The 24,980-nt window shown below is 55.8% G+C and carries 20 protein-coding genes and 2 pseudogenes; 11 read left to right on the forward strand and 11 right to left on the reverse strand.

Features of this window, described 5'->3' with window-relative positions; genetic code table 11:
• The first annotated feature begins 4 nt into the window (after window positions 1–4).
• Window positions 5–979, forward strand: coding sequence for a glyoxylate/hydroxypyruvate reductase GhrB (gene ghrB, locus HBA26_RS09880; protein WP_126345587.1), 975 nt, complete (start codon window positions 5–7; stop codon window positions 977–979).
• A gap of 58 nt (window positions 980–1,037) precedes the next feature.
• On the opposite strand, the gene cspA is transcribed toward ghrB, so the two are convergent.
• Entirely contained in the window at window positions 1,038–1,250 is a 213-nt protein-coding gene (cspA, locus tag HBA26_RS09885; protein WP_003860775.1) for an RNA chaperone/antiterminator CspA, read from the reverse strand.
• Between the two features lie 247 nt (window positions 1,251–1,497).
• Window positions 1,498–2,208, reverse strand: coding sequence for a DUF3053 domain-containing protein (locus HBA26_RS09890; protein WP_045260020.1), 711 nt, complete (start codon window positions 2,206–2,208; stop codon window positions 1,498–1,500).
• 331 nt (window positions 2,209–2,539) lie between these two features.
• On the opposite strand from HBA26_RS09890, the gene HBA26_RS09895 reads away from it, so the two are divergent.
• Window positions 2,540–2,827 carry an HTH-type transcriptional regulator gene (locus HBA26_RS09895; RefSeq protein WP_028015078.1) on the forward strand — a complete coding sequence of 96 codons (288 nt, stop codon included), beginning with the start codon at window positions 2,540–2,542 and terminating at the stop codon, window positions 2,825–2,827.
• Window positions 2,828–2,865: 38 nt separating this feature from the next.
• Here HBA26_RS09895 and HBA26_RS09900 read toward each other — a convergent pair.
• A pseudogene (locus HBA26_RS09900) lies at window positions 2,866–4,484 on the reverse strand (ABC-F family ATP-binding cassette domain-containing protein).
• 795 nt (window positions 4,485–5,279) lie between these two features.
• Here HBA26_RS09900 and HBA26_RS23110 point away from each other — a divergent pair.
• Window positions 5,280–5,504 (forward strand): annotated as a pseudogene (locus HBA26_RS23110) (hypothetical protein); the annotation flags it as partial.
• Window positions 5,465–5,842 carry a hypothetical protein gene (locus HBA26_RS09910; RefSeq protein WP_284733502.1) on the forward strand — a complete coding sequence of 126 codons (378 nt, stop codon included), beginning with the start codon at window positions 5,465–5,467 and terminating at the stop codon, window positions 5,840–5,842. The pseudogene HBA26_RS23110 and the gene HBA26_RS09910, both read left to right, overlap by 40 nt.
• 93 nt (window positions 5,843–5,935) lie before the next feature.
• Here the strand turns inward: HBA26_RS09910 and glyS are convergent, their stop codons facing one another.
• From glyS to HBA26_RS09925, 3 genes are all read right to left on the reverse strand, one after another.
• Entirely contained in the window at window positions 5,936–8,005 is a 2,070-nt protein-coding gene (gene glyS, locus HBA26_RS09915; protein ID WP_028015075.1) for a glycine--tRNA ligase subunit beta, read from the reverse strand.
• 9 nt (window positions 8,006–8,014) lie between these two features.
• Complete coding sequence (gene glyQ, locus HBA26_RS09920) at window positions 8,015–8,926, reverse strand: glycine--tRNA ligase subunit alpha (protein ID WP_003860141.1); 912 nt, start codon at window positions 8,924–8,926, stop codon at window positions 8,015–8,017.
• Between the two features lie 160 nt (window positions 8,927–9,086).
• Window positions 9,087–9,392 (reverse strand): YsaB family lipoprotein, encoded by a 306-nt coding sequence (locus HBA26_RS09925; protein ID WP_028015074.1) that lies wholly within the window; start codon window positions 9,390–9,392, stop codon window positions 9,087–9,089.
• Between the two features lie 182 nt (window positions 9,393–9,574).
• Here HBA26_RS09925 and HBA26_RS09930 point away from each other — a divergent pair, with 182 nt between their 5' ends.
• Window positions 9,575–10,570, forward strand: coding sequence for an acyltransferase (locus HBA26_RS09930; RefSeq protein WP_049137198.1), 996 nt, complete (start codon window positions 9,575–9,577; stop codon window positions 10,568–10,570).
• Here the strand turns inward: HBA26_RS09930 and HBA26_RS09935 are convergent.
• The 4 genes from HBA26_RS09935 to xylA all read right to left on the reverse strand — a co-directional run bounded on the left by HBA26_RS09935 (window position 10,563) and on the right by xylA (window position 14,964).
• A complete protein-coding gene (locus HBA26_RS09935; RefSeq protein ID WP_045260023.1) occupies window positions 10,563–11,483 on the reverse strand; it encodes a helix-turn-helix domain-containing protein in 921 nt (306 codons plus the stop codon). The genes HBA26_RS09930 and HBA26_RS09935 overlap by 8 nt on opposite strands.
• Window positions 11,483–12,022: an isochorismatase family protein gene (locus tag HBA26_RS09940; RefSeq protein ID WP_028015071.1), complete on the reverse strand. Its 540-nt coding sequence runs from the start codon at window positions 12,020–12,022 to the stop codon at window positions 11,483–11,485. The genes HBA26_RS09935 and HBA26_RS09940 overlap by 1 nt, the downstream gene beginning before the upstream one ends.
• Before the next feature lie 103 nt (window positions 12,023–12,125).
• Window positions 12,126–13,580: a xylulokinase gene (gene xylB, locus HBA26_RS09945; protein WP_126345589.1), complete on the reverse strand. Its 1,455-nt coding sequence runs from the start codon at window positions 13,578–13,580 to the stop codon at window positions 12,126–12,128.
• A 61-nt stretch (window positions 13,581–13,641) separates the two neighbouring features.
• Complete coding sequence (gene xylA / locus HBA26_RS09950) at window positions 13,642–14,964, reverse strand: xylose isomerase (RefSeq protein WP_126345590.1); 1,323 nt, start codon at window positions 14,962–14,964, stop codon at window positions 13,642–13,644.
• Between the two features lie 371 nt (window positions 14,965–15,335).
• Here xylA and xylF point away from each other — a divergent pair, with 371 nt between their 5' ends.
• The 4 genes from xylF (at window position 15,336) to xylR (ending at window position 20,313) form a co-directional block, all read left to right on the forward strand.
• Window positions 15,336–16,328: a D-xylose ABC transporter substrate-binding protein gene (xylF, locus tag HBA26_RS09955; protein WP_126345591.1), complete on the forward strand. Its 993-nt coding sequence runs from the start codon at window positions 15,336–15,338 to the stop codon at window positions 16,326–16,328.
• A 72-nt stretch (window positions 16,329–16,400) separates the two neighbouring features.
• A complete protein-coding gene (locus tag HBA26_RS09960; RefSeq protein WP_041911620.1) occupies window positions 16,401–17,942 on the forward strand; it encodes a xylose ABC transporter ATP-binding protein in 1,542 nt (513 codons plus the stop codon).
• Window positions 17,920–19,101: a xylose ABC transporter permease XylH gene (gene xylH / locus HBA26_RS09965; RefSeq protein ID WP_028015066.1), complete on the forward strand. Its 1,182-nt coding sequence runs from the start codon at window positions 17,920–17,922 to the stop codon at window positions 19,099–19,101. Before HBA26_RS09960 ends, xylH begins: the two co-directional genes overlap by 23 nt.
• Window positions 19,102–19,134: 33 nt before the next feature.
• A complete protein-coding gene (xylR, locus tag HBA26_RS09970; RefSeq protein ID WP_047366943.1) occupies window positions 19,135–20,313 on the forward strand; it encodes a D-xylose utilization transcriptional activator XylR in 1,179 nt (392 codons plus the stop codon).
• Window positions 20,314–20,352: 39 nt separating this feature from the next.
• Here xylR and HBA26_RS09975 read toward each other — a convergent pair whose 3' ends face one another.
• Window positions 20,353–21,177, reverse strand: a complete 825-nt coding sequence (locus HBA26_RS09975) for a protein bax (RefSeq protein ID WP_045630274.1) — start codon at window positions 21,175–21,177, stop codon at window positions 20,353–20,355.
• 314 nt (window positions 21,178–21,491) lie between these two features.
• Here HBA26_RS09975 and HBA26_RS09980 point away from each other — a divergent pair, with 314 nt between their 5' ends.
• Together HBA26_RS09980 and avtA are read left to right on the forward strand one after the other, a co-directional pair.
• A complete protein-coding gene (locus tag HBA26_RS09980) occupies window positions 21,492–23,522 on the forward strand; it encodes an alpha-amylase (protein ID WP_063155185.1) in 2,031 nt (676 codons plus the stop codon).
• A gap of 200 nt (window positions 23,523–23,722) precedes the next feature.
• A complete protein-coding gene (gene avtA, locus HBA26_RS09985; protein ID WP_048958461.1) occupies window positions 23,723–24,979 on the forward strand; it encodes a valine--pyruvate transaminase in 1,257 nt (418 codons plus the stop codon).
• The last annotated feature ends 1 nt before the right edge of the window (window position 24,980 follow it).

Consider the following 24,980-nt stretch of genomic DNA (forward strand, 5'->3'; position numbering starts at 1 on the left):
TAGCATGAAGCCGTCCGTCATTTTGTATAAAGCTCTGCCGGAAGATCTGCAGAAACGCCTGGAAGAACACTTCACCGTTACGCAGGTGAAGAACCTGAGCCCGGAGACCGTGGCGCAGCACGCCGATGCGTTCGCCAACGCCGAAGGCCTGCTGGGTTCAAGCGAAAAAGTGGATGTCGCCCTGCTGGAGAAAATGCCGAAGCTTCGTGCTACCTCAACCGTTTCCGTGGGTTATGACAATTTCGACGTGGATGCCCTGAACGCCCGTAAAATCCTGCTGATGCACACGCCGCATGCCCTGACGGAAACCGTGGCAGATACGCTGATGGCGCTGGTGCTCAGCACGGCCCGTCGCGTGGTGGAAGTGGCCGAGCGTGTGAAAGCCGGCGAATGGACGAAAAGCATTGGGCCGGACTGGTTCGGCGTGGATGTGCATGGCAAAACGCTGGGCATCGTGGGTATGGGGCGTATCGGGCTGGCGCTGGCGCAGCGCGCGTATTTCGGCTTCAACATGCCGATTCTGTATAACGCGCGCCGTCATCACAGTGAAGCAGAAGAACGCTTCAACGCGCGTTACTGCGAGCTGGATACGCTGCTGCAGGAAGCCGATTTTGTTTGCCTGATCCTGCCGCTGACGGATGAAACGCGCCATCTGATTGGCAAATCCGCGTTTGAAAAAATGAAGAAGTCCGCCATCTTCATCAACGCGGGTCGCGGCCCGGTGGTGGATGAGCAGGCGCTGATTGAAGCGCTGCAAAGCGGCGAGATCCACGCCGCGGGTCTGGACGTGTTTGAGCAGGAGCCGCTTCCGGTGGATTCCCCGCTGCTGAGCATGCCAAACGTCGTCGCCCTGCCACACATCGGCTCTGCTACCCACGAGACGCGCTACAATATGGCGGCGACGGCAGTAGATAACCTGATAGCCGCGCTTGCTGGAAAAGTAGACAGGAACTGCGTTAACCCGCAGATCCAACAGTAGAAACGAAAAAACCCGCCAGAAGGCGGGTTTTTGAATTTTGTGCTACTGGGTTGGAAGCTTACAGGCTTACAACGTTACCAGCTGCTGGGCCTTTAGCGCCGCTTTCGATGGTGAAGGAAACTTTCTGACCTTCGTCCAGAGATTTGTAGCCATCGTTCTGGATAGCAGAGAAGTGTACGAACACGTCTTTAGAGCCATCGTCAGGAGTGATGAAGCCGAAACCTTTATCAGCGTTGAACCATTTAACCAGACCAGTCATTTTAGCAGACATAGAAATTACCTTATTAACAAATATATTGTGCCTTCCGGCTTGATGGATTGCGTTACAGATTTTTAAGCGATGAAGGAAGGGTCACTACGAAGGGTATCTATGGATAACAATCTGGACTGCTTTACTAAACTGCTTTAGGTCTGTGTAACAAACCGACGCGAACAGTTATACCGATGTGGTAGAGGAATGACAAGCGTTATTTTCTGAATGCCGAAAAAAAACCCCGCCTGAGGCGGGGTTTTTCGGTTTATTCTGTGGCAGCGACTGCTGCACCCCACGCCTGGCTAAAGGCCTGGTGCTGGGCGGCCAGCGGCCCAATCAGCGTATTGTACTGACTTGCCTGCTGCGAGGTTGGGAACTGAATGCCGTTGGCAACAAAGCTCACCTGTGTCCCCTGCTGCGAGATGAAATCCCCGACCTGAACCAGCTGCTGAGTGAAGACCTGCGCGGCCGGAATCAGCGGTTGTATCGCTTCAGACGGTTTCGTCACTACTTTCTCATACACTTTATCGAAGACCGGTTTGAGATCCTCGCCCTGCTTCAGCGCAGAACGTGACGCGTCAGCCTGCATTTTCGCATTTTGCAGCTGCTGGCTCAGCACGCCGAGCGCACCGTTGGACTGGCGCAGCGGCTCGCGCTGAGTCATATAATCCTGGGGAACACGGATGGCGTTCACGCTATCCACTACCGGGCGGATACCGGAGTCCATCGCCTGGCTCACCTGCTGTGAATACCCATAAAGAATGGCGTAATCGGACACAAAGGGGCCAAACTGTTTTTTCTGATCCGCAGTCAGCGTCGGCAACCGCTCGCCGCTGCGCATCACTGTATTCTGCAGAAAATCGATAAACGCTTTGCGCTGATCGCCTTCTTTATCAAAACACCCACTCAGGCTAACAACCATCAACAACGCCGCAATAGGCGCAAACCAGCGAGAGCAGGACTTTCCTGTCGCCATTTTATTACTCCTTTCACCCAAAAAAGCGCACACCGGCACACGCGTGCCCGACGCTGACAAGGATAGTCCAGGTCAGCCTTGCAAGATACTCTTTTCATGTAAAACGGCTATTGCCGATTTATTTCTTACTATTTACAAAAAAATACCTGGCGAAGCCGACATATGGTTAATCAGGGAATTAGCATAACTATCCAGATAGCTGAATCGCGTAAAGCGATCGTTACCGCACGATTAATCACAGCCGTGACGATCCTTGGTTTGTATTAGGGACTATTCTTAATTGGCTCTCTGATGTTCTTGATCACGATGTGAGATTTAAGAGGAGTTCTCAATGGAATATAAAGATCCTGAGTTTGAGCTGCTGAGCAGTCTGGAACAGATCGTTTTTAAAGATGTACCGCAGGCCATTACCCTGCAACAAAAATCCAATCCCTTTACAGAATATGAGCAATTGCGCAAAGGGACAGGACTGAAAACTGAAGAATTCGCCAGAGCGATGGGTGTCAGCGTGGCTATGGTGCTGGAGTGGGAGTCAAAACGAGAGAAACCCACCCCAACCGAGTTAAAGCTGATGCGCCTGATTCAGGCCAACCCTGCACTCAGCAAACAGATAGCGTAGTAAAGTTTGAACGCCCCCGCCTCTGCGGGGGCTTGTGTTTAAAGGCTCTCGAAACGCCAGCCCGTCTCTTCCCACACCATCTCGTGCGTCAACGTTAACCCTTTTAAAAACGCATCATCGTGTGACACCACCAGCAGCGCGCCGGGGAAACCAGCCAGCGCCGCTTCAATAGCCTGCACTGAAGCCAGATCCAGATGGTTGGTCGGTTCATCCAGCAACAGGAGCTGCGTGGCCTCCCCGCGCCAAAGCACGCAGGCCAGCGCAGCCTTCAGACGCTCACCGCCGCTCAGTTCCGCCAGCGGGAGCGAGACTTTGTCGGCCCCCAGCTGAAGCTGGGCTAAACGGGTGCGTAACATACCCTCTTCCAGGGGCGTATTGCCCAGGTTGAGGTGCGTCATGACCGACTGCGACAGATCGAGCCGGGAAAGATGCTGATCGAGATAAGCACAGCTGACCGATACCTTGCAGGTTCCTGAGCGTGGACTAATGTCACCGAGGATGGCTTTCAACAGCGTCGATTTCCCGCAGCCGTTCGGACCTTTTAGCGCCACGCGCATTGGCCCATCCATCCGCCAGCTAAGCGGAGAAACAGGCACATGCGGTAACACCAGATCTTCCAGCACCAGCACCTGTTTACCTTCCGGGATCTGACTCCCCGGCAGGGTAAACATCACCGGGTTATCTTCCTCAACCCGCTCACGCGCCTTGTTTACCGCGGCATTCAGGGCTTCATTTTGCTCGCTGTGCTGTTTTTTCCAGGCGCCGATACGTTCCTTTGCCGCGCCTTTGTATTGACGCGTTCAAACGACGCGATATTCAGGGTATCGACGGTGCGTAATGTTTTTGCCGAGCGCCGCTGGCTGTCGTCATGCTCTTTTTGCATACGAGCGCGGGTGCGTTTGCGCTCCGTGGCCGCATGTTCCAGCGCCGCGCGGGCCGCCTGCTGTTCGGCATCGCGCTGGGTTTGATAATCCGCATAATTCCCGCCGTAGCTGCGCAGGCCACCGCTGCTCAGCTCAAGAATACGCGGCACCTGCGCCAGCAGCTCACGGTCATGGGAGGCGACGAGCACGCCGTCCTGATAACGGGCAAGCTGGTCGTAGAACCACGCCCGTCCTTGTCGATCCAGATGGTTAGTCGGTTCGTCCAGCAGCAGGAAATCCGCTTCAGCCGTAAACGCCCCGCACAGCAGCGCGCGAATACGCTCGCCGCCGCTGAGCTCACCGGCTGGCTTATCTGGATCAAACGGCGGAAGTTTCGCCCGGACAAACGCCTCGCCAAGACGTTCAGCTAAATCCCAGAATCCATCAAGCATTTCCAGATCGTCAGGCTGGTAATCGCCGCTGTCGATACGCGCTCGCGCCGCGAAGATGGCCTCGTACCCGAGCAGCTCAGCCAGCGTCGTGTGCGGCAAAATGTCCTGCTGCTGAGCCACATAGACATGTGTTCCGGTACGTTCAATATGCCCGCTTGCAGGCTCATCAAGCCCCGCCAGCAGACGCAGCAGACGCGTTTTCCCGCTGCCGTTGCGGCCAACCAGAGCGCACAGAGACGGCTCAAGAGAAAAACTCAGCGGACCAAAAAGGGTATCGCCCGTCGCAAACTGACAGGTGACCTGATGCAAAATAAAAGAAGGGGACTGCGCAAAATGAGCCATAAGCACTCCTGAATGAAATCAAAATATCCCCTGCCCACGCGGTGGCGTTTAGCAAGGATCGAAATTCATCAGTCGTGTTTGTTCATTTTTGGGGGGCGCTCCAGAGCGAGAAATTTAACGGAGATAAGGATAGCGGTAATGGGTTGACCATTTCAAGGTTAAATTTTGGACGATTTGTACTCCCTCTCCCTTTGGGCTGAGGGATCCCCACCAAATATTGCTTGCACAGACGGCCCCCTCTCCCTTGAGGGAGAGGGCTGGGGTGAGGGGAAGCATACGATTCTGGTGGTCATTCCGTTCACTTTATGTTCCTTGCTACTCTGTAACGACAATACCCGTGAACGTGCCAGGGTGGCTCAATCGCCACCACCCTGGCTACCCGGGCTCCCGGCGGTAAATCGCCGCTACGCGGTACCTTCGGCTTATTCCTTCCGGCTTATCGGGGACGGGCGGAGGTAACATCCCTGTAAAGCCCACCCTCTCGGCGCATCCATGCGCCTCGCCCCGGCCTGCAGGAAACGCCTCAGCGATTTACAGCCGGACCATAGCGTCGCTGTAAGACCTCTGCCCGCAGTATGCTTTTCATTGCGGTAATTTTGCGAGTCTCTTTCCAGAAATGGTAATATCCTCAGTGGCATAGCTCAAATCTATTGCCGCCTGTTTTGATGAGCAGTAAGTTCTCTTTGCACCTGCAAAATCAGGTGCCGGGTTTAGCATCCTGGCTTATCTTATCGGCGGCACATTATGTGCAGCATGCTTTGCTACATCTCAATGGTGGGCTGAGCAGGGGCATCGAAAGATGCGCCGGTATCCGATAAGGCCGGTAATGCTAACTCTGTTCAGTCCACCACCAGCGAAGTTAGCATTTCCGGTGGTGGAAGCTTTATCACTTATCGGAGGCTGCCAATATGGCTACTACCTCAACCCAAGCTCATTCTTTATTCACCCTGCCCTTCAACCACGCCACCGACTTCACCGAACTGGCGGATAACTGCGAACGTTTTACCGACGCACTGGTAGATTGCGAAGAACCCGCCCCAAAAATGGCGCTTTACGGCAGACTTTATGCCTGTCTGAATCTTCTGCAACCCACGCTTCTGGAACCTGTTCCGGACGCTTTAAAAGCCAGCCTGACCGTGAAGGAACTCCCGTCACGCGTTCCGGCTTTCGAACCCGAATGCGATCAGCTGGGGCGCTACTGTCAGGAGCTTACGCAGATGCTGATGAACGGCTCACTGTCGCGACAATCTGAAATCGTGATGGAAGATTTGCTGTGCGAGCTGGTCAGCTACTTTGCTGATACGCTGAAGGCACCGCGCTGGCTGCAGACAGACGAAGGCACAATCGCGATCGGCTAAACCTGCCGGATGGCGCTGCGCTTATCCGGTCTACAAAAGACCCATAAAAAAACCCGCCGAAGCGGGTTTTTAGCATTTGTTACAACGGGCACATTACTGCAGCAGCGAAATATCCGCCACGCGCAGGAACAGCTCGCGCAGTTTTTCGAGCATGGAGAGACGGTTAATACGCAGTTCTTTATCTTCTACGTTCACCATCACTTTCTCGAAGAAGGCGTCGATCACGTCACGCAGCTCCGCCAGCTCCACCAGCGCTTCCTGGTAGCGACCTTCCGCGAAGTACGGCTCGAGCTTGTCGCGCAGCACCACAACCTGCATCGCCAGGGCGATCTCTTCCGGCTCTTTCAGCGTCGCGGCGTTTACGCGCTCGTTCAGCGTCTCGTCGGATTTCGCCAGGATGTTGGATACACGCTTGTTGGCCGCCGCCAGGGCAGATGCCGCTTCCAGCGTACGGAAGTGGGAAACCGCCTTCATACGCGCATCGAAATCAGCCGGACGGGTTGGACGACGCGCCAGCACCGCCTGAATGGTGTCGACGGTGTAACCTTCGTCCTGATACCACGCGCGGAAACGGCCGAGCATAAAGTCGATCACGTCATCCACAACGTTCGCGTTGGTCAGCTTGTCGCCGTACAGACGCACCGCTTCTTCGGTCAGGGTCTGCAGATCAAGGTTCAGGTTCTTCTCAACGATGATGCGCAGCACGCCCAGCGCGGCACGACGCAGCGCAAACGGGTCTTTATCGCCTTTCGGATGCTGGCCGATGCCGAAGATACCCGCCAGGGTGTCCATCTTATCGGCAATCGCTACAGCGCAGGCAACCGGGTTGGACGGCAGATCGTCGCCCGCAAAGCGCGGCTGATACTGCTCGTTCAGAGCTACGGCCACGTCTTCCGCTTCGCCATCGTGACGCGCGTAGTGCATGCCCATTACGCCCTGGGTGTCGGTGAATTCGAACACCATGTTGGTCATCAGGTCGCATTTGGAGAGCAGGCCCGCGCGGGTCGCGTGGTTAACGTCGGCACCGATTTCACGGGCGATCCAGCCGGACAGCTCCGCGATACGGTCGGTTTTGTCGCGCAGCGTACCCAGTTGCTGCTGGAACAGCACGGTCTGCAGGCGCGGCAGGTTATCTTCCAGACGCTTTTTACGGTCGGTATTGAAGAAGAACTCGGCATCCGCCAGACGCGGGCGCACCACTTTCTCGTTACCAGAGATAATCTGGCTCGGATCTTTCGATTCGATGTTCGCCACGAAGATGAAGTTTGGCAGCAGCTTGCCGTCGTTGGCGTAAACCGGGAAGTACTTCTGGTCACCCTTCATGGTGTACACCAGCGCTTCTGCCGGAACGGCCAGGAATTTCTCTTCGAATTTCGCGGTCAGCACAACCGGCCATTCCACCAGAGAAGTGACCTCTTCCAGCAGGCTGTCGCTCAGGTCGGCATTACCGCCAATCTTACGCGCCGCTTCTTCCGCGTCCGCTTTAATTTTGGCTTTACGCTGTTCGTAGTCGGCAATAACTTTACCGCGTTCCAGCAGGATCTGCGGATACTGGTCGGCATTGTCGATGGTGAACTCTGGCTCGCCCATAAAGCGGTGGCCGCGGATCACGCGATCGGACGCCACGCCCAGAATGGTCGCCGGGATAACGGTGTCGCCCAGCAGCAGGGTCACGGTGTGTACCGGACGCACGAAGTGTACGTCAGACGCGCCCCAGCGCATCAGCTTAGGAATCGGCAGCTTCGCCAGAGAAGTGGCGATCATGTTTGGCAGCAGCGCTTCCGCGCTTTCGCCTTTCACGTGGGCACGGTACAGCAGCCATTCGCCTTTATCGGTGGTCAGACGCTCGGCCTGATCGACGGTGATGCCGCAGCCGCGCGCCCAGCCTTCGGCAGCCTTGCTTGGCTTGCCTTCCGCGTCAAACGCCTGGGCAATCGCCGGGCCACGTTTTTCAACTTCACGATCCGGCTGAGACGCCGCCAGATTTGCCACTTTCAGCGCCAGACGACGCGGTGCAGCAAACCACTCAATTTTACCGTGCGCCAGGCCAGCGTTATCCAGCTCGGCGGTCACGTTCGCAGCAAAAGATTCAGCCAGGCTGCGCAGGGCTTTTGGTGGCAGCTCTTCGGTGCCGATTTCCACCAGGAAAGTTTTCTCAGACATGGCCGCCTCTTATTTGTTTCGGTTGCACATCGGGAAGCCAAGGGCTTCACGGGACGCGTAGTAAGCTTCTGCAACGGCTTTGGTCAGGGTACGAATACGCAGAATGTAGCGCTGACGTTCAGTCACGGAGATCGCTTTGCGGGCGTCCAGCAGGTTGAAGCTGTGGGCGGCCTTCAGAATACGCTCGTAGGCAGGCAGCGGCAGCGGAGTTTCCAGCGCCAGCAGCTGCTGTGCCTCTTTCTCGTACTGCTCGAAGCAGGTGAACAGGAAATCCACGTCCGCGTATTCGAAGTTATAGGTGGATTGCTCCACTTCGTTCTGATGGAACACGTCGCCGTAGGTGGTTTTACCCAGCGGGCCGTCGCTCCAGACCAGGTCGTAAACGCTGTCTACGCCCTGAATGTACATGGCCAGACGTTCCAGACCGTAGGTGATTTCACCGGTGATTGGCTTACATTCCAGACCGCCAACCTGCTGGAAGTAGGTGAACTGGGTCACTTCCATGCCGTTCAGCCACACTTCCCAACCGAGACCCCAGGCACCCAGCGTTGGGTTTTCCCAGTTGTCTTCCACGAAACGGATGTCGTGGATGGTTGGATCCATACCCAGCTCTTTCAGCGACCCGAGATACAGTTCCTGAATGTTGTCGGGTGATGGCTTAATCACAACCTGGAACTGATAGTAATGCTGCAGACGGTTCGGGTTTTCACCGTAACGACCATCGGTCGGACGACGGGAAGGCTGCACATACGCGGTCGCCATTGGCTCTGGGCCCAACGCGCGCAGGCTGGTCATCGGGTGTGAAGTGCCGGCGCCGACTTCCATGTCCAAAGGTTGAACAATGGTACAGCCCTGACGAGCCCAGTAATCCTGTAAGGTCAGGATCAGGCCCTGGAAGGTCTTGGTATCAAACTTTTGCATAGTATTTCGTGCTGGATACGTGTGGTTTTAAATGGAAGGGACCAGTATACCCGCTGGCTGCAAGATATACAGTACGAAACGGGGTTGTTTAGGGAAAATTGGGAAATAAGCCTTCCGGCCAGAACGCTGGCGGCGTCTGGTTGTTGATTATGCGAGCAGGCTAGCGCATGGAGAGATGTAAAAACTGACCGTCCGCATCAAACGAGCAGACAAAGCCCTCTTTACGCGCAGTATACCCTCTAAGCTCATAGCTGCCCTGAAAGCGCTCGAATCCGATGACGTTAATTTTCTGAACGTCCGAGTTATAGCGCCGAGCGGCCCGCTCTTTACAGAGCGCTTCCATATTCAGCGAACGCTCTGGGCTTATTTTTCCCTGCTGCGCTTTTTGCACGGGGACTTCCTGTGGCGCACTGCATCCTGCCAGCATCAACAGCAGAAAGAGTGATGCCACACGCTTCATCATCATTTTTATTACCGTCCTGGTCAGCGGCTGTTATTTTTAATATCAACACTTTTATAGATTAAGGTCTGCCATTCTGCGAATCTCGCGGTCTCCCGGCAAGCCTGCGCATAAAACTCAGAATTTTCCAAACGAAGACTTTTGGACAATGGGAGTCCCACTCACTTTACAGGGAATAAGAGGAACTGATGCCGTCAAAAATTAACTGGATTGATAACCTGCGAGGAATAGCGTGTCTGATGGTGGTCATGATCCACACGACGACCTGGTATGTCACGAATGCCCACAGCATCAGCCCCGTTAACTGGGATATTGCCAATATCCTCAACTCCGCGTCGCGCGTCAGCGTGCCGCTGTTTTTTATGATTTCCGGCTTTCTCTTTTTTGGCGAGCGTAGCGCGCAGCCGAGGCACTTCATCCGCATCGCGGCCTGCCTGGGGTTCTACAGCGCCGTTGCCCTGCTCTATATCACCCTGTTTACCTCCATTAACGCCGGGTTATCCCTCAAATATTTGCTGCAAAAACCGGTTTTCTACCACCTGTGGTTCTTCTTCGCCATCATCGTTATCTATTTGGTCTCTCCGCTCATTCAGGTGAAAAACGTCAGCGGGAAAATGCTTCTGGCCCTGATGGTGGTGATTGGCATCGTCGCCAACCCGAACACGATCTCGCAGAAAATCGACGGTTTCGAATGGTTGCCGGTAAACCTCTATATCAACGGCGACACCTTCTACTACGTGCTTTACGGCATGCTGGGGCGCGCCATCGGGATGATGGACACGCAAAAGCGCGGTCTGAACTGGCTCTGCGGAGCGCTGTTTATCGCCGGCGTGGCGGTGATTTCACGCGGGACGCTACATGAGCTTCAGTGGCGCGGCAATTTTGCCGATACCTGGTATCTGTATTGCGGGCCGATGGTCTTTATCTGTGCCGTATCGCTGCTCACGCTCGTTAAAAACACCTTGAACGCGCGTCCCCTTCCCGTGCTGGGCTTTATCTCGCGGCACTCGCTGGGAATTTACGGTTTTCACGCGCTGGTGATCCACGCCCTGCGAACAAGGGGCGTTGAGCTCAAAAGCTGGCCGGTGCTGGATATCGTCTGGATTTTTGCCGCTACGCTGGTTATCAGCCTGTTGCTGTCGATGCTGCTGCAAAAAATAGATACCCGCAGCTTCGTCAGCTAACGCTGCGCTGCCGGGCGCGGTGGTACTGGCGCGGGGAGGAGAAGCCTGCCGCCAGCGAGGCCTGTTCCACGCCGCGCCCCTGCATCAGCCACTGCTCCGCCACCGCCAGACGCAGCTGCTCCAGATAATCGCGGACGCTAATCCCTAAATGCGTCTGGAAAAGCCGGGTGAGATGGCGCGGGCTGACGTGCGCCAGTGCGGCGATATCAGGCAAGCTCCACGTTTTTTGCGGCTCGGCGGTGAGCGCATCCTGCGCCCGATGGATCGCCGGATGAAGATGGTTGCGATAGCGCAGCCACGGTGAAAGCTGGGGATCGTCACCGGAACGGCGGAACCAGACCACCATCTCGCGCGCCACGGCCAGCGCCTTTTCGGGACCGCACAGGCGGTTAATCATATGCAGCGCCAGATCGATGCCCGACGTGATCCCCGCGCTGGTCCAGATATTCTCGTCCTGTACAAAGATGCGGTTTTCTTTAATCGTCGCCGTGGGAGCCACAGTGCGTAAACGGCTGATAACGTCATGATGGGTTGTGCACTGTTTGTTATTCAGCAGGCCCGATTTCGCCGCCAGCAGTGCACCAGAACAGACGCACATCACCGTGATATCCCGGCGCTGAATGACCGGCTGCAGACGCATTAGCCAGTGCTGGATCTGCTGCGCCTGCGGCGTTGAGAACTGAACGCGGGAGTCGCTCACCCCCGGCAGGACCAGCAGACTCCCCGGAGGCAGACTTTCCGGCAACGGCTGGATGCCGCCCATCGTCAGGCCTATCGACGTCGGCACGTCCGGTTGCGGCCCAATGTAATGCAGACGAAACGCGTCGCCAGCCAGCACAAAGGTCTCCGCCGGGCCTGACATATCCAGTGCCAGTACCCCGGGTAACATCACGAACCAGACGTCGATGCGCATTATAGTGACTCCAGCGTCTCCGCTACCGTTTTAATTTCGGCAAAACGCCCGGCCAGTACCGTCTCGGTACGATGGCGAATTTCCGCTGCGCTCAGGGTAATGCCCTTGTACATCATGGGAAACGTCAGCGTTGCCTCGCTCACAAACGTCACAGCATAACCCAAATCGGATGCTACCCGAGCGGTGGTTTCACAGCATTGTTCCGTACGAATGCCGCAGATAATCAGCTGGTTGATATCACGCTCGCGCAGCCAGCGGTCAAGCCCGGTATCCGTGAAGGCATTATGGACGTGTTTCTGGAAAACCACATCCGGCTGATGACGCAAAAAGGCCATCGGTTTGACATAGCCGCTTTGCAGCGTGAAGGGGCCGTCTTCATCCACATGAAAAATATCAACGACTGGAATACCGCGCGCCTGGCAGCCTTCAATCAGCCCCAGCATCGCCTGCTGAAAGGCAGGAATGTCGCCCTCCTGCCAGTAAGGGCGATGATGGAAGGACTGCTGAGTATCAATATTGATGAGTGCAATGCGTGACATGATAAATCTCCTCGCCAGTGGGTGTGTCACCATACTGGCAAGGAAAGAGAGGCACGCACAGACCAAAAAAGGACATCCTCGTGCCTCTGTCGGACAAGCGAGTTTATGACATCAGCGGCAGCAGCTGCTGATAGATTTTGCGGAACACCTCGCGCCTTTCTGCATAACGGGCATGTCCTGCCGCGTCAGGCACATGCGCCTGTTCAAGCGTAAGCTGCGGCAGCAGCTGCGAAAGCGGCTTTTCCGGGTTCATAGCGATCTGCGCCAGACGCGCGGCGCCGAGCGCGGGGCCAACATCCCCTCCCGTGCGGAAATCCAGCTGCAACCCGCTGATATCCGCCAGCATCTGTCGCCAGTAAGGGCTTCGCGCGCCGCCACCAATCAGGGTGACGCTCGCCGGTTTCAGGCCGCAGTCGTGCACTACATCCATTCCGTCGGCCAGTGCATACCCCACACCTTCCAGAACCGCACGCGCCAGCTCTGCCGGGCCGTGCTGATGGGTTAGGCCAAAGAATACCCCTTTCGCTTCCGGGTTGTTGTGCGGCGTACGCTCGCCAGAAAGATAGGGTAAAAACCAGACGGTACTCGCCGCGTCATCCGCCTGCTGCGCCGCCGCGATGAGTGCCGGAACGTCCGCCATGCCGGTAAGCTTCGCCGCCCAGTCCAGGCAGGATGCCGCGCTCAGCATCACCGACATCAAATGCCATTTTCCCGGAAGCGCATGACAGAAACTGTGCACAGCGCTTTCGGGATTGCTGCGATAGCCGTCGCTGACGGCAAAATAGACCCCAGAGGTTCCCAGCGACAGCATCGCCTGCCCCGCCTCAACCATCCCAACACCCACGGCACCCGCCGCGTTATCACCGCCCCCGGCCACCACCGATACGGCAGGCATATTCCAGCGTTCCGCAACGTCTGGCAGCAGCGTACCCGTCACCTCACAGCCTTCGAACAGCGCGGGCATATGTTCCCGGGTCAGATGGCAGGCATCCAGCATCGCCTCGCTCCAGTCGCGCTTCGCCACGTCGAGCCACATCGTGCCGGCGGCATCGGACATGTCGCTGGCGAAATCGCCCGTCATGCGAAAACGCAGATAGTCTTTTGGCAACAGGACTTTCGCCACCTGACGGAAAATCTCCGGCTCGTGGCGCTGTACCCACAAAAGTTTTGGTGCGGTGAAGCCCGGCATCATCAGGTTGCCCGTAACCTCGCGGGACGTGGGCACACGCGCTTCAAGGATTGCGCACTCTTCCGCACAGCGGCCATCGTTCCAGAGAATAGCCGGGCGCAGAACGCGATGCTGGCTATCCAGCATCGTTGCACCATGCATTTGTCCGGCAATGCCCAGCGCTTTCACGTCGCGCAGGCTGTGCTGCTCGCCTAAGGCTTTCATCGCGCGATCCGTCGCCTGCCACCACTGCTCCGGGTCCTGCTCCGACCACAGCGGATGCGGGCGTGAAACCTGCAGCTTTTCAGTCTGCGTTGCTAACACGTCGCCCTGCTCGCTTAACAGGATGGCTTTCACACCCGATGTGCCAAGATCGATCCCGATATACATTGTGGTGACTCCTTTGACAGAAATGCCCGGTGGCGCTTCCGCTTACCGGGCCTGCATGCTGTTATTTATCGAACAGGTATTGATTAACCAGGTTTTCCAGCAATTCCTGATGCCCGCTCTGGTGCTGCGGCGCCAGCTGCTGTTGTTCAGCGTACTTCGCGATGTCCGCAAGCGATAACTGACCCTTCAAAATTTGCTGGCCCAGCTCACTGTTCCAGCCGCTGTAGCGCTTCGCCACGCGCTTATCCAGCTCGCCGTCTTCAATCATACGCGCCGCCACTTTCAGCGCCAGCGCCATGGTGTCCATCGCGCCAATGTGGCCGTAGAACAGATCGTATTTGTCGGTGCTCTGGCGACGCACCTTGGCGTCAAAGTTAAGGCCGCCGGTAGTGAAACCGCCCGCTTTGACGATCTCGTACATCACCAGCGCATTCTCTTCCACGCTGTTCGGGAACTGGTCGGTATCCCAGCCCAGCTGCGGATCGCCGCGGTTCGCATCTACCGATCCGAAGATGCCCAGCGCAATCGCAGAGGCAATTTCGTGATGGAATGAGTGGCCCGCCAGGGTAGCGTGGTTAGCCTCAATATTCACTTTGATCTCTTTTTCCAGACCAAACTGCTTCAGGAAGCCATACACGGTGGCGACATCATAGTCGTACTGATGCTTGGTTGGTTCCTGCGGTTTAGGCTCGATCAGCAGCGTGCCGCGGAAGCCGATTTTGTGCTTATGGTCGACAACCATCTGCATAAAGCGGCCAATCTGCTCGCGCTCCTGGCGCAGGTCGGTATTGAGCAGGGTTTCATAGCCTTCTCGGCCGCCCCACAGGACATAGTTTTCGCCGCCCAGCTGATGCGTAGCGTTCATTGCCGTCACCACCTGCGTAGCCGCCCAGCTAAACACTTCCGGATCCGGGTTGGTGGCCGCACCCGCACCGTAGCGTGGGTTGGTGAAGCAGTTTGCCGTACCCCAGAGCAGCTTCACGCCGCTTTGCTGCTGTTTTTCTGCCAGCACGTCCACCATCTGCGCAAAATTGTTCAGGTACTCTTTCAGCGACGCCCCTTCCGGCGATACGTCAACATCATGGAAGCAGTAGTACGGCACGTTCAGCTTGTGGAAGAACTCAAACGCCACGTCGGCTTTGCGTTTTGCCAGCTCGATGGCCTCACCCGGCTGTTGCCACGGACGGTCAAAGGAACCCACGCCGAACATATCGGCGCCGTTCCAGCAGAAGGTATGCCAGTAACAGGCGGCAAAGCGCAGATGATCTTCCATGCGCTTACCCAGCACCAGCTCATCCGGATTGTAGTGACGAAATGCTAAAGGATTGGTCGTTTTTGGGCCTTCGTAACGAACGCGATCGAGTTGGTCGAAATAAGCTTGCATATTGAGCTCCATAATCAGGGTATGCGGCGAGTCGTTGATTCAGGAGTAATAGTGAATAGACATTTTGGGTTGCTCAATTACGTTATTTCACACTGCTATTGAGAGAATGCACAACTGTGCGCTGGCTCGCAAAATAATGCGCAGACAAACTATTTTTCGGCGCGCATTCCAGAATCAAATGTAATTAAGGCGTTGCGAATTTTAAAATCCGATCGCGGTCATAAATTCAGAAATAAACCAAATATCGTAATGAGAAGATAAAAATCTGTAATTGCCAGCCCGCCTTTCCGCGTTAAAAATTTGCTGCGACCCAGCAGTGAATGTTTCTTTTATCTCAGCGACACATACCCCTACAAAAAGGCCTAATAATTATGAAGATAAAGAACCTGACCCTAACGCTCTGCACTACGCTCCTCCTTGTAAGCTTTGCAGGGCATGCCAAGGAGGTCAAAATTGGCATGGCGATTGATGACCTGCGTCTGGAGCGCTGGCAAAAAGATCGCGATATTTTTGTGAAAAAAGCGGAATCACTCGGTGCGAATGTGTTTGTTCAGTCGGCTAACGGCAATGAAGAAACGCAAATGTCGCAGATCGAGAATATGATCAACCGGGGAGTCGATGTTCTGGTCATTATCCCTTATAACGGCCAGGTATTAAGTAACGTGGTGAAAGAAGCGAAGCAGGAAGGCGTAAAAGTTCTCGCTTATGACCGCATGATTAATAACGCCGATATTGATTATTATATTTCCTTCGACAATGAAAAAGTGGGCGAATTACAGGCGCAAAGCCTGATCGACAAAGTGCCTCAAGGCAATTATTTCCTGATGGGCGGTTCGCCGGTGGATAACAACGCCAAACTGTTCCGCGAAGGGCAAATGAAGGTCCTTAAGCCGTACATCGACAGCGGCAAAATTAAGGTGGTCGGCGATCAGTGGGCCGACGGATGGTTACCAGAAAATGCCCTGAAGATTATGGAAAATGCGCTGACGGCCAATAACAACAAAATTGATGCTGTCGTGGCTTCCAACGATGCCACAGCAGGCGGGGCTATTCAGGCTCTGAGTGCCCAGGGACTGGCCAGTAAAGTCGCGATTTCTGGTCAGGATGCCGACCTGGCGGGCGTAAAACGCATTATCGCAGGTACTCAGACCATGACGGTCTACAAACCGATTACCGAACTTGCCAATACGGCGGCGGAAATTGCCGTTGAGCTGGGCAACGGTAAGCAACCTAAAACAGATGCAACGCTGAATAACGGCCTGAAAGACGTTCCGGCTCGCCTGCTCACGCCAATTGAAGTCAATAAAGAGAACATTGACGCCACCGTTATTAAAGACGGTTTCCACAAGAAGAGCGAACTGTAATCCGGCGCAGCCCCTGCTCTGCGGGGGCGCATCACGTTGTACTGTTCTTCCCTCGGGTTATGTGGAGCAGTTATGCCTTATTTACTTGAAATGAAAAGCATCACCAAGCGCTTCGGCGCGGTGAAAGCCGTCGACAACGTCAGTCTCCGGTTGAACCCTGGCGAAGTGGTTTCGCTGTGTGGCGAGAATGGTTCGGGCAAATCAACGCTGATGAAAGTCCTGTGTGGGATCTACCCGCACGGCAGTTACGAAGGCGAAATTGTCTTTGCCGGTGAAGTCATCCAGGCGACGCACATTCGCGACACCGAACGTAAAGGCATCGCCATCATCCACCAGGAGCTGGCGCTGGTGAAACATCTCACCGTGCTGGAGAACATCTTCCTCGGAGCCGAGATTTCCCGCCACGGCGTGCTGGATTACGACACCATGACGCTCCGCTGTGAAAAGCTGCTGGCGCAGGTGAGCCTCAACATTTCACCGGATACCCGCGTGGGCGATCTGGGGCTGGGGCAACAGCAGCTGGTCGAAATTGCGAAGGCGCTGAATAAACAGGTCAGGCTGCTGATCCTCGATGAGCCAACGGCGTCACTCACCGAACAGGAAACTGCGGTTCTGCTCAATATTATCCGCGATCTGCAAAACCACGGTATCGCCTGCATCTACATTTCGCACAAGCTGAACGAGGTAAAAGCCATTTCGGACACCATCTGCGTGATCCGCGACGGGCAACACATCGGCACGCGTGAAGCTGCGGGCATGAGTGAAGATGACATCATCACCATGATGGTGGGCCGCGAGCTGACCGCGCTCTATCCGAATGAGCCCCACAGCCAGGGCGATGAAGTGCTGCGCGTGGAAAACCTGACCGCGTGGCACCCCGTTAACCGCCACATTAAGCGGGTCAATAACGTTTCGTTTTCCCTTCACAGCGGCGAAATTCTTGGGATTGCTGGGCTCGTCGGTGCCGGGCGCACCGAAGCCGTGCAGTGCCTGTTTGGCGTGTGGCCAGGGCGCTGGGAGGGCACGATATATATAGACGGCCAGCCCGTGAGAATCGACAACTGCCAGCAGGCGATTGCCCGCGGCATTGCCATGGTGCCGGAAGACCGCAAAAAAGACGGCATCGTACCGGTCATGGCGGTGGGTAAAAACATCACCCTTGCGGCACTCGATCGGTTCTCCGGCGCGCTGAGCAGCCTGGATGATGCCGCCGAGCAGCAGTGCATCCTCCAGTCGCTTGCCCGTCTGAAGGTCAAAACCTCCTCGCCGGAACTGGCGATTGGTCGACTGAGCGGTGGTAACCAGCAGAAGGCGATTCTGGCGCGCTGTCTGCTCCTCAATCCACGCATATTAATCCTTGATGAGCCGACGCGCGGGATCGATATCGGTGCCAAATACGAAATCTACAAACTGATTAATCAGCTTGTACAGCAAGGGATTGCCGTCATTGTCATCTCGTCTGAGTTACCCGAAGTGCTCGGCCTGAGCGACCGCGTGCTGGTCATGCACGAGGGGAAACTGAAAGCCAACCTGATTAACCAGAACCTGACGCAGGAGCAGGTGATGGAAGCCGCTTTAAGGAGCGAACGTCATGTCGAAAAGCAATCCGTCTGATATCAAAGTCGCTGTTCCGACGCCCGGCGCGTTCGCGGGGCTAAAAGCGCTGAACCTGCAGGTTTTCGTGATGATCGCGGCGATTATCGTCATCATGCTGTTCTTCACGTGGATGACGGATGGCTCGTACTTAAGCGCGCGTAACGTCTCAAACCTGCTCCGCCAGACCGCCATCACCGGCATCCTGGCCGTGGGCATGGTGTTCGTGATCATCTCTGCGGAAATCGACCTGTCGGTCGGGTCGATGATGGGTCTTCTCGGCGGCGTGGCGGCCATTTTTGACGTCTGGCTCGGCTGGCCGCTGCCGCTGACCGTGGCGGTGACGCTGGTACTGGGGCTGGTTTTAGGGGCCTGGAACGGCTGGTGGGTTGCCTATCGGAAGGTGCCATCGTTTATCGTCACCCTGGCGGGAATGCTGGCCTTCCGCGGGATCTTGATCGGTATCACCAACGGCACGACCGTCTCCCCGACCAGCGCGGCGATGTCCCAAATTGGCCAGAGTTACCTCCCGGACAGCATAGGCTTTACGATCGGCGTGGTGGGACTGCTGGCGTTTGTCGCGTGGCAGTGGCGTGGACGTATGCGCCGTCAGGCGCTGGGTCTTGCGTCGCCAGCGTCAACGTCCGTGGTCGGACGTCAGGCGCTGACGGCGGTCATTGTGCTGGGCGCCATCTGGCTTCTTAACGACTATCGCGGCGTTCCGACGCCGGTACTGCTGCTGGCGCTGTTACTGCTCGGCGGCATGTTTATGGCGACGCGCACCGCGTTTGGACGTCGTATTTATGCCATCGGCGGCAACCTTGAAGCTGCTCGCCTGTCGGGTATTAACGTCGAACGTACCAAGCTGGCGGTTTTCGCCATTAACGGCCTGATGGTCGCTATCGCCGGGTTGATCCTCAGCTCGCGTCTGGGGGCAGGCTCTCCTTCCGCCGGTAACATCGCTGAGCTGGATGCTATCGCTGCCTGCGTCATCGGTGGCACCAGCCTCGCAGGCGGTATCGGTAGCGTGGCGGGCGCGGTCATGGGGGCATTTATCATGGCGTCGTTGGATAACGGGATGAGTATGATGGACGTCCCGACGTTTTGGCAGTATATCGTCAAGGGGGCCATTCTTTTACTGGCAGTCTGGATGGACTCTGCCACCAAGCGACGAGCCTGATAACCGCATTGTGACTTAATTGGGAAGCGAGCCATGTTTGAAAAGCGTCACCGCATTACGTTGTTATTCAATGCCAACAAAGCCTACGACCGTCAGGTGGTAGAAGGCGTGGGTGAATATTTGCAGGCGTCGCAATCCGAATGGGATATTTTTATTGAAGAAGATTTCCGCACCCGTCTGGAGAACATCAAAGACTGGCTGGGTGATGGCGTTATCGCCGACTATGACGATCCCATCATCGAGCAGCTGCTAACCGACGTCGACGTGCCGATTGTGGGCGTCGGCGGCTCGTATCATTCACCCGAACACTACCCGCCGGTCCACTACATCGCCACCGATAACCATGCCCTGGTCGAGGCCGCCTTTCTCCATTTAAAGGAGAAAGGCGTCCATCGCTTCGCGTTTTATGGTTTACCCACCACCAGCGGCAAGCGCTGGGCCGTGGAGCGTGAACATGCGTTTTGCCAGCTGGTCGCACAGGAGAAGTACCGCGGCGTGGTCTATCAGGGGCTGGAAACCGCACCGGAAAACTGGCAGCACGCGCAAAACCGCCTGGCGGACTGGCTGCAAACGCTGCCACCGCAAACCGGCATTATTGCCGTGACGGACGCCCGCGCCCGACACGTGCTGCAGGTCTGCGAACATTTGCATATCCCGGTGCCCGAAAAACTGTGCGTGATTGGCATTGATAACGAAGAACTGACCCGCTACTTGTCCCGCGTGGCGCTCTCCTCCGTAGCACAGGGCACACGTCAGATGGGCTATCAGGCGGCAAAGCTGTTGCACCGTCTGCTGGATAAAGAGGCTCTGCCGCTTCAGCGCCTGCTGGTTCCCCCCGTCCGCGTCGTTGAGCGTCGCTCAACCGATTATCGCTCCCTAAGCGACCCGGCCGTCATCCAGGCCATGCACTATATCCGCAACCACGCCTGCAAAGGGATTAAGGTCGATCAGGTCCTGGACTCGGTGGGCATTTCCCGCTCGAATCTGGAGAAGCGATTCAAAGAAGAGGTGGGCGAAACCATTCATGCCGTCATTCATGCGGAAAAGCTGGAGAAGGCCCGCAGCCTGCTTGTCTCCACGTCACTGTCGATCAACGAAATCTCGCAGATGTGCGGCTATCCGTCGCTGCAGTATTTCTATTCGGTGTTTCGCAAAGAGTATGACACCACGCCGAAAGAGTACCGGGATCGCCACAGCGAGGTGCTGATCTAGAAAAGGAAACGCCTTCCACTGGAAGGCGTTTTTTTGAGATTACATATGGGCGGCAATTAAGCGCTGGTTATCCTGGTACATAGCGAACAGATAGTTGTTATAGCTATTTCCCTTCGTCGAATACCCTTTTAGCTTGTGAATCATTGCGCTGGCCGTTACTTCCTGATCCGCTTTACGCAACTGAGCGCGTGATTTACGGAACGATGAGTAGGCCGGGTGCGTATTAAGATTTACCGCGTAAGCATTCACGGAATCTTTTACTGATTCAAACTGAGAATAGCCCTTCACTTTGCCGGGCGCATTATTACAACGCCCTTTCGCACATTTCATGCCGAACAGGTTGTTGTTATTACGCGCAAGCTTAGACGTTCCCCAGCCGCTTTCGGCTGCTGCCATGGTCGCTACCATGCTGCCTGGGATAATGTCCACACGCTCAAGGAGAGCATTCCACGGTACGCGACGCGTGTTACCGTTCCAGCTCAGTTTGTAGCGCTTCGTGATGTCTTTCAGACGCGCGCGTTCAGACGGCGACCAGCGGCTATCGTACTGTTTTGAAATTAACCAGTTACGATCCGCCGTAATCGCGGCATTTTGACTTGTTATGTAAGGCATTACCGTCCGGAGAAACGCTTTTTTTCTTGGTGTTCCGGAAGGGTATTTTCGCAAATCAGGAAGTGAACTACTCTTTGCACTATTGCGAGAATACTCTTGTTTACTGCTAACCTTACTACTTGTCGTCTTTATTACGTGGGCTTTCTTACTCGTTGTATCCGTGTGCGTCTTCGCAAGCACCCCACCCGAAAATGTCGTGGTGAGTAACATGAGTATCGCGGCCCCATATCGTCGAATGGGAGTCGATATCATTAGGTCTCCTGGTCGGATGTAATCATCCCAACACCTTATTTTTTTCACAAATTTGAGAGCGGAATCTCAAATCATATCAAAAATAGACTTCAAGAGCACGTATAGAAATAGTCCAAATCCGAAACTATGTCACCTGAAACTTGCTCATAAAAACATCATTCCTGAAAAAATGTGTGCGATATCGCAGATAACTGTCTCATTTCGCGCGGGATCACTCATCCTCACAGATCCTCCCGACAGAAAGCGATGGGGGATGAGTTTTTAACCACAACCTGATGGCACACTGGTCAAAAATGCCGCGACAGGAAAATGGAATGAAACGCACCGCATTAGCTTTTCTGATGTTACCCGCTCTGGCACATGCCGACTGGTCATCGCCGGGGTTTGACGCATTTCGCGCCGAAGGCACCGGGGTTTTCACCAGCCAGGCAAAGCTTGCGAAGGGTACGCGTCCTCTGACGCTGGGTTTTGACAAGACGTGCTGGCAGCCTTCGGAGGCGATAAAACTCAATGAGATGCTGTCGCTCAAGCCCTGCGACGGGTCTCCGCCGCAGTGGCGCCTTTTCCGCGACGGTGAATACCAGATGCGGATTGATACCCGATCCGGCACGCCCACGCTGCTGCTGACAATTCAGAGCACCGCAGAACAGCCGGTTGCAAGCGTTATCCGCCAGTGCCCGAAGTGGGACGGTAAACCGCTGACGCTGGACGTCAGCCATACCTTCCCGGAAGGCACCGTGGTGCGTGATTTCTACAGCAAACAGACCGCGACGGTGCAGAACGGAAACATAACCCTGCAGCCAGCCGCCAGCAGTGGTGGCCTGCTGCTGCTTGAGCGCGCCGAAACCGACAAACCAGCGCCGTTTAGCTGGCAGAACGCCACCGTCTATTTTGTGCTAACCGACCGCTTTGTGAATGGCGACCCGGGCAACGACAACAGCTACGGTCGCCACAAAGACGGCATGCAGGAGATTGGCACCTTCCACGGTGGCGATCTTAAAGGGCTCGCCAGCAGGCTCGACTATTTACAGCAGCTGGGGGTGAACGCGCTCTGGATAAGTTCCCCGCTTGAGCAGATCCACGGCTGGGTAGGCGGTGGCACCAAAGGGGACTTCCCACACTATGCCTATCACGGCTACTACACCCAGGACTGGACGAAGCTCGATGCCAACATGGGCACCGAGGATGATCTGCGCCATCTTGTTGATGAAGCGCACAGGCGCGGCATTCGCATCCTGTTCGATATCGTCATGAACCACGCGGGCTACGCGACACTTGCGGACATGCAGGAGTACCAGTTTGGCGCGCTGTATCTGCAGGGTGATGAGCTGAAAAAGACCCTGGGCGACCGCTGGACGGACTGGAAGCCGGGCGCGGGCCAAAGCTGGCATAGCTTCAACGATTACATCAACTTTAGCGACAAAGCCGCATGGGAAAAATGGTGGGGCAAGAAATGGATCCGCACCGACATTGGTGATTACGACAACCCCGGCTTCGACGATTTAACCATGTCGCTGGCGTTCCTACCGGATCTGAAAACGGAATCCACCGCCCCTTCCGGATTACCCAACTTTTATCAGCATAAGCCCGATACCCACGCGAAAGCCATCCCGGGATATACCCCGCGCGACTATCTCACCCACTGGCTCAGCCAGTGGGTGCGCGACTACGGCATTGACGGTTTCCGGGTGGATACCGCGAAGCACGTCGAGCTTGCGGCCTGGCAACAGTTAAAGGACCAGGCTAGTCAGGCGCTGGCCGCGTGGAAAGGGGCCAACCCGGACAAAAAGCTCGATAACGCACCGTTCTGGATGACCGGCGAGTCCTGGGGTCACGGAGTGATGCAAAGCGACTATTACCGCCACGGTTTCGACGCGATGATCAACTTTGATTATCAGGAGCAGGCGGCAAAAGCGGTGGATTGCCTGGCCGATATGGATCTCACCTGGCAGCAGATGGCGGAAAAGCTGCAAAGCTTCAACGTGCTGAGCTATCTCTCCTCCCATGACACACGCCTGTTCCGCGAAGGAGGCCAGCGCGCTGCGGAGCTGCTCCTGCTGGCACCGGGCAGCGTACAAATCTATTACGGTGATGAATCCGAGCGTCCGTTTGGCCCGACGGGGTCTGACCCGCTGCAGGGTACCCGCTCGGATATGAACTGGCAGGACGTGACGGGCAAGCAGGCCTTAACCGTCGCCCACTGGCAAACGCTGGGCCAGTTCCGCGCCCGCCATCCGGCGATCGGTGAAGGCAAGCAAACCACGCTGTCGCTGAAAGAGGGGTACGGCTTCGTGCGCGAGCATAAGGGCGATAAGGTGATGGTGGTATGGGCGGGTAATCAATAATTATCCCCCCCTCACCCTGGCCCTCTCCCCGCATGGGGAGAAGGCCGGGGTGAGGGGTGAAACCCAACAGAACTATTCACTACACAAATCCCTCTCGACCATACAAAACAACAAATCCGACCACATCTCCCGATTTGCACCAGCACAGTGCTAGCGTTATGGTTACCCACTTTCAAAATAAGCTCGATAGAACACCTGCTATGACGTTTTCACTTTTTGGCGACAAATTCACCCGCCATTCAGGCATTACTCGCCTGATGGAGGACCTCAACGACGGGCTGCGCACACCGGGCGCCATCATGCTCGGCGGCGGAAACCCGGCGCAAATTCCGGAGATGACAACCTATTTCCAGACGCTGCTCGCGCAGATGCTGGAAAACGGCAAAGCGACCGATGCGCTCTGCAATTACGACGGTCCGCAGGGTAAAACCGAGCTACTGACTCTCCTTGCCAAAATGCTGCGTGAAGAGCTGGGCTGGGATATCGAACCACAGAATATTGCACTAACAAACGGCAGCCAGAGCGCGTTTTTCTACTTGTTTAACCTCTTCGCAGGGCGTCGTGCCGACGGCACCACCAAAAAGGTGCTGTTCCCGCTGGCACCGGAGTATATCGGCTATGCTGATTCCGGCCTGGAAGAGGATCTGTTCGTCTCCGCGCGCCCGAACATCGAGCTGCTGCCGGAAGGCCAGTTCAAATATCACGTCGATTTTGAACACCTGCATATTGGTGAAGAGACGGGGATGATCTGCGTATCGCGCCCGACGAACCCAACGGGCAACGTGATTACCGACGACGAACTGATGAAGCTGGATGTCCTGGCGAACCAGCACGGCATCCCGCTGGTGATCGACAATGCCTACGGCGTGCCGTTCCCGGGCATTATCTTCAGCGAAGCACGTCCGCTGTGGAACCCGAACATTGTCCTGTGCATGAGCCTCTCCAAGCTGGGTCTGCCGGGCAGCCGCTGCGGCATCATCATCGCCAACGAGAAAATCATCACCGCCATTACCAATATGAACGGCATTATCAGCCTTTCACCGGGCGGTATCGGTCCGGCGATGATGTGCGAAATGATCAAGCGCAACGACCTGCTGCGTCTGTCTAATGAAGTCATCAAACCGTTCTATTACCAGCGCGTTCAGGAGACGATTGCGACGCTTCGCCGCTACTTACCGGAAGAACGCTGCCTGATCCACAAACCTGAAGGCGCGATTTTCCTGTGGCTGTGGTTTAAGGATTTGCCGATCACTACAGAACTGCTTTATCAGCGACTGAAAAAGCGTGGCGTGCTGATGGTGCCGGGCGATTACTTCTTCCCGGGTCTGGATAAGCCATGGCCGCACACCCACCAGTGCATGCGCATGAACTACGTGCCCGATCCGGCAAAAATCGAAGCGGGCATCAAAATTCTCGCCGAAGAAATTGAAAAAGCGTGGCACGAAGGCAGCCAGTAAC

The organism is Enterobacter sp. 725m/11 (assembly GCF_011683705.1).
In the GTDB taxonomy this organism is placed as follows: domain Bacteria; phylum Pseudomonadota; class Gammaproteobacteria; order Enterobacterales; family Enterobacteriaceae; genus Enterobacter; species Enterobacter bugandensis.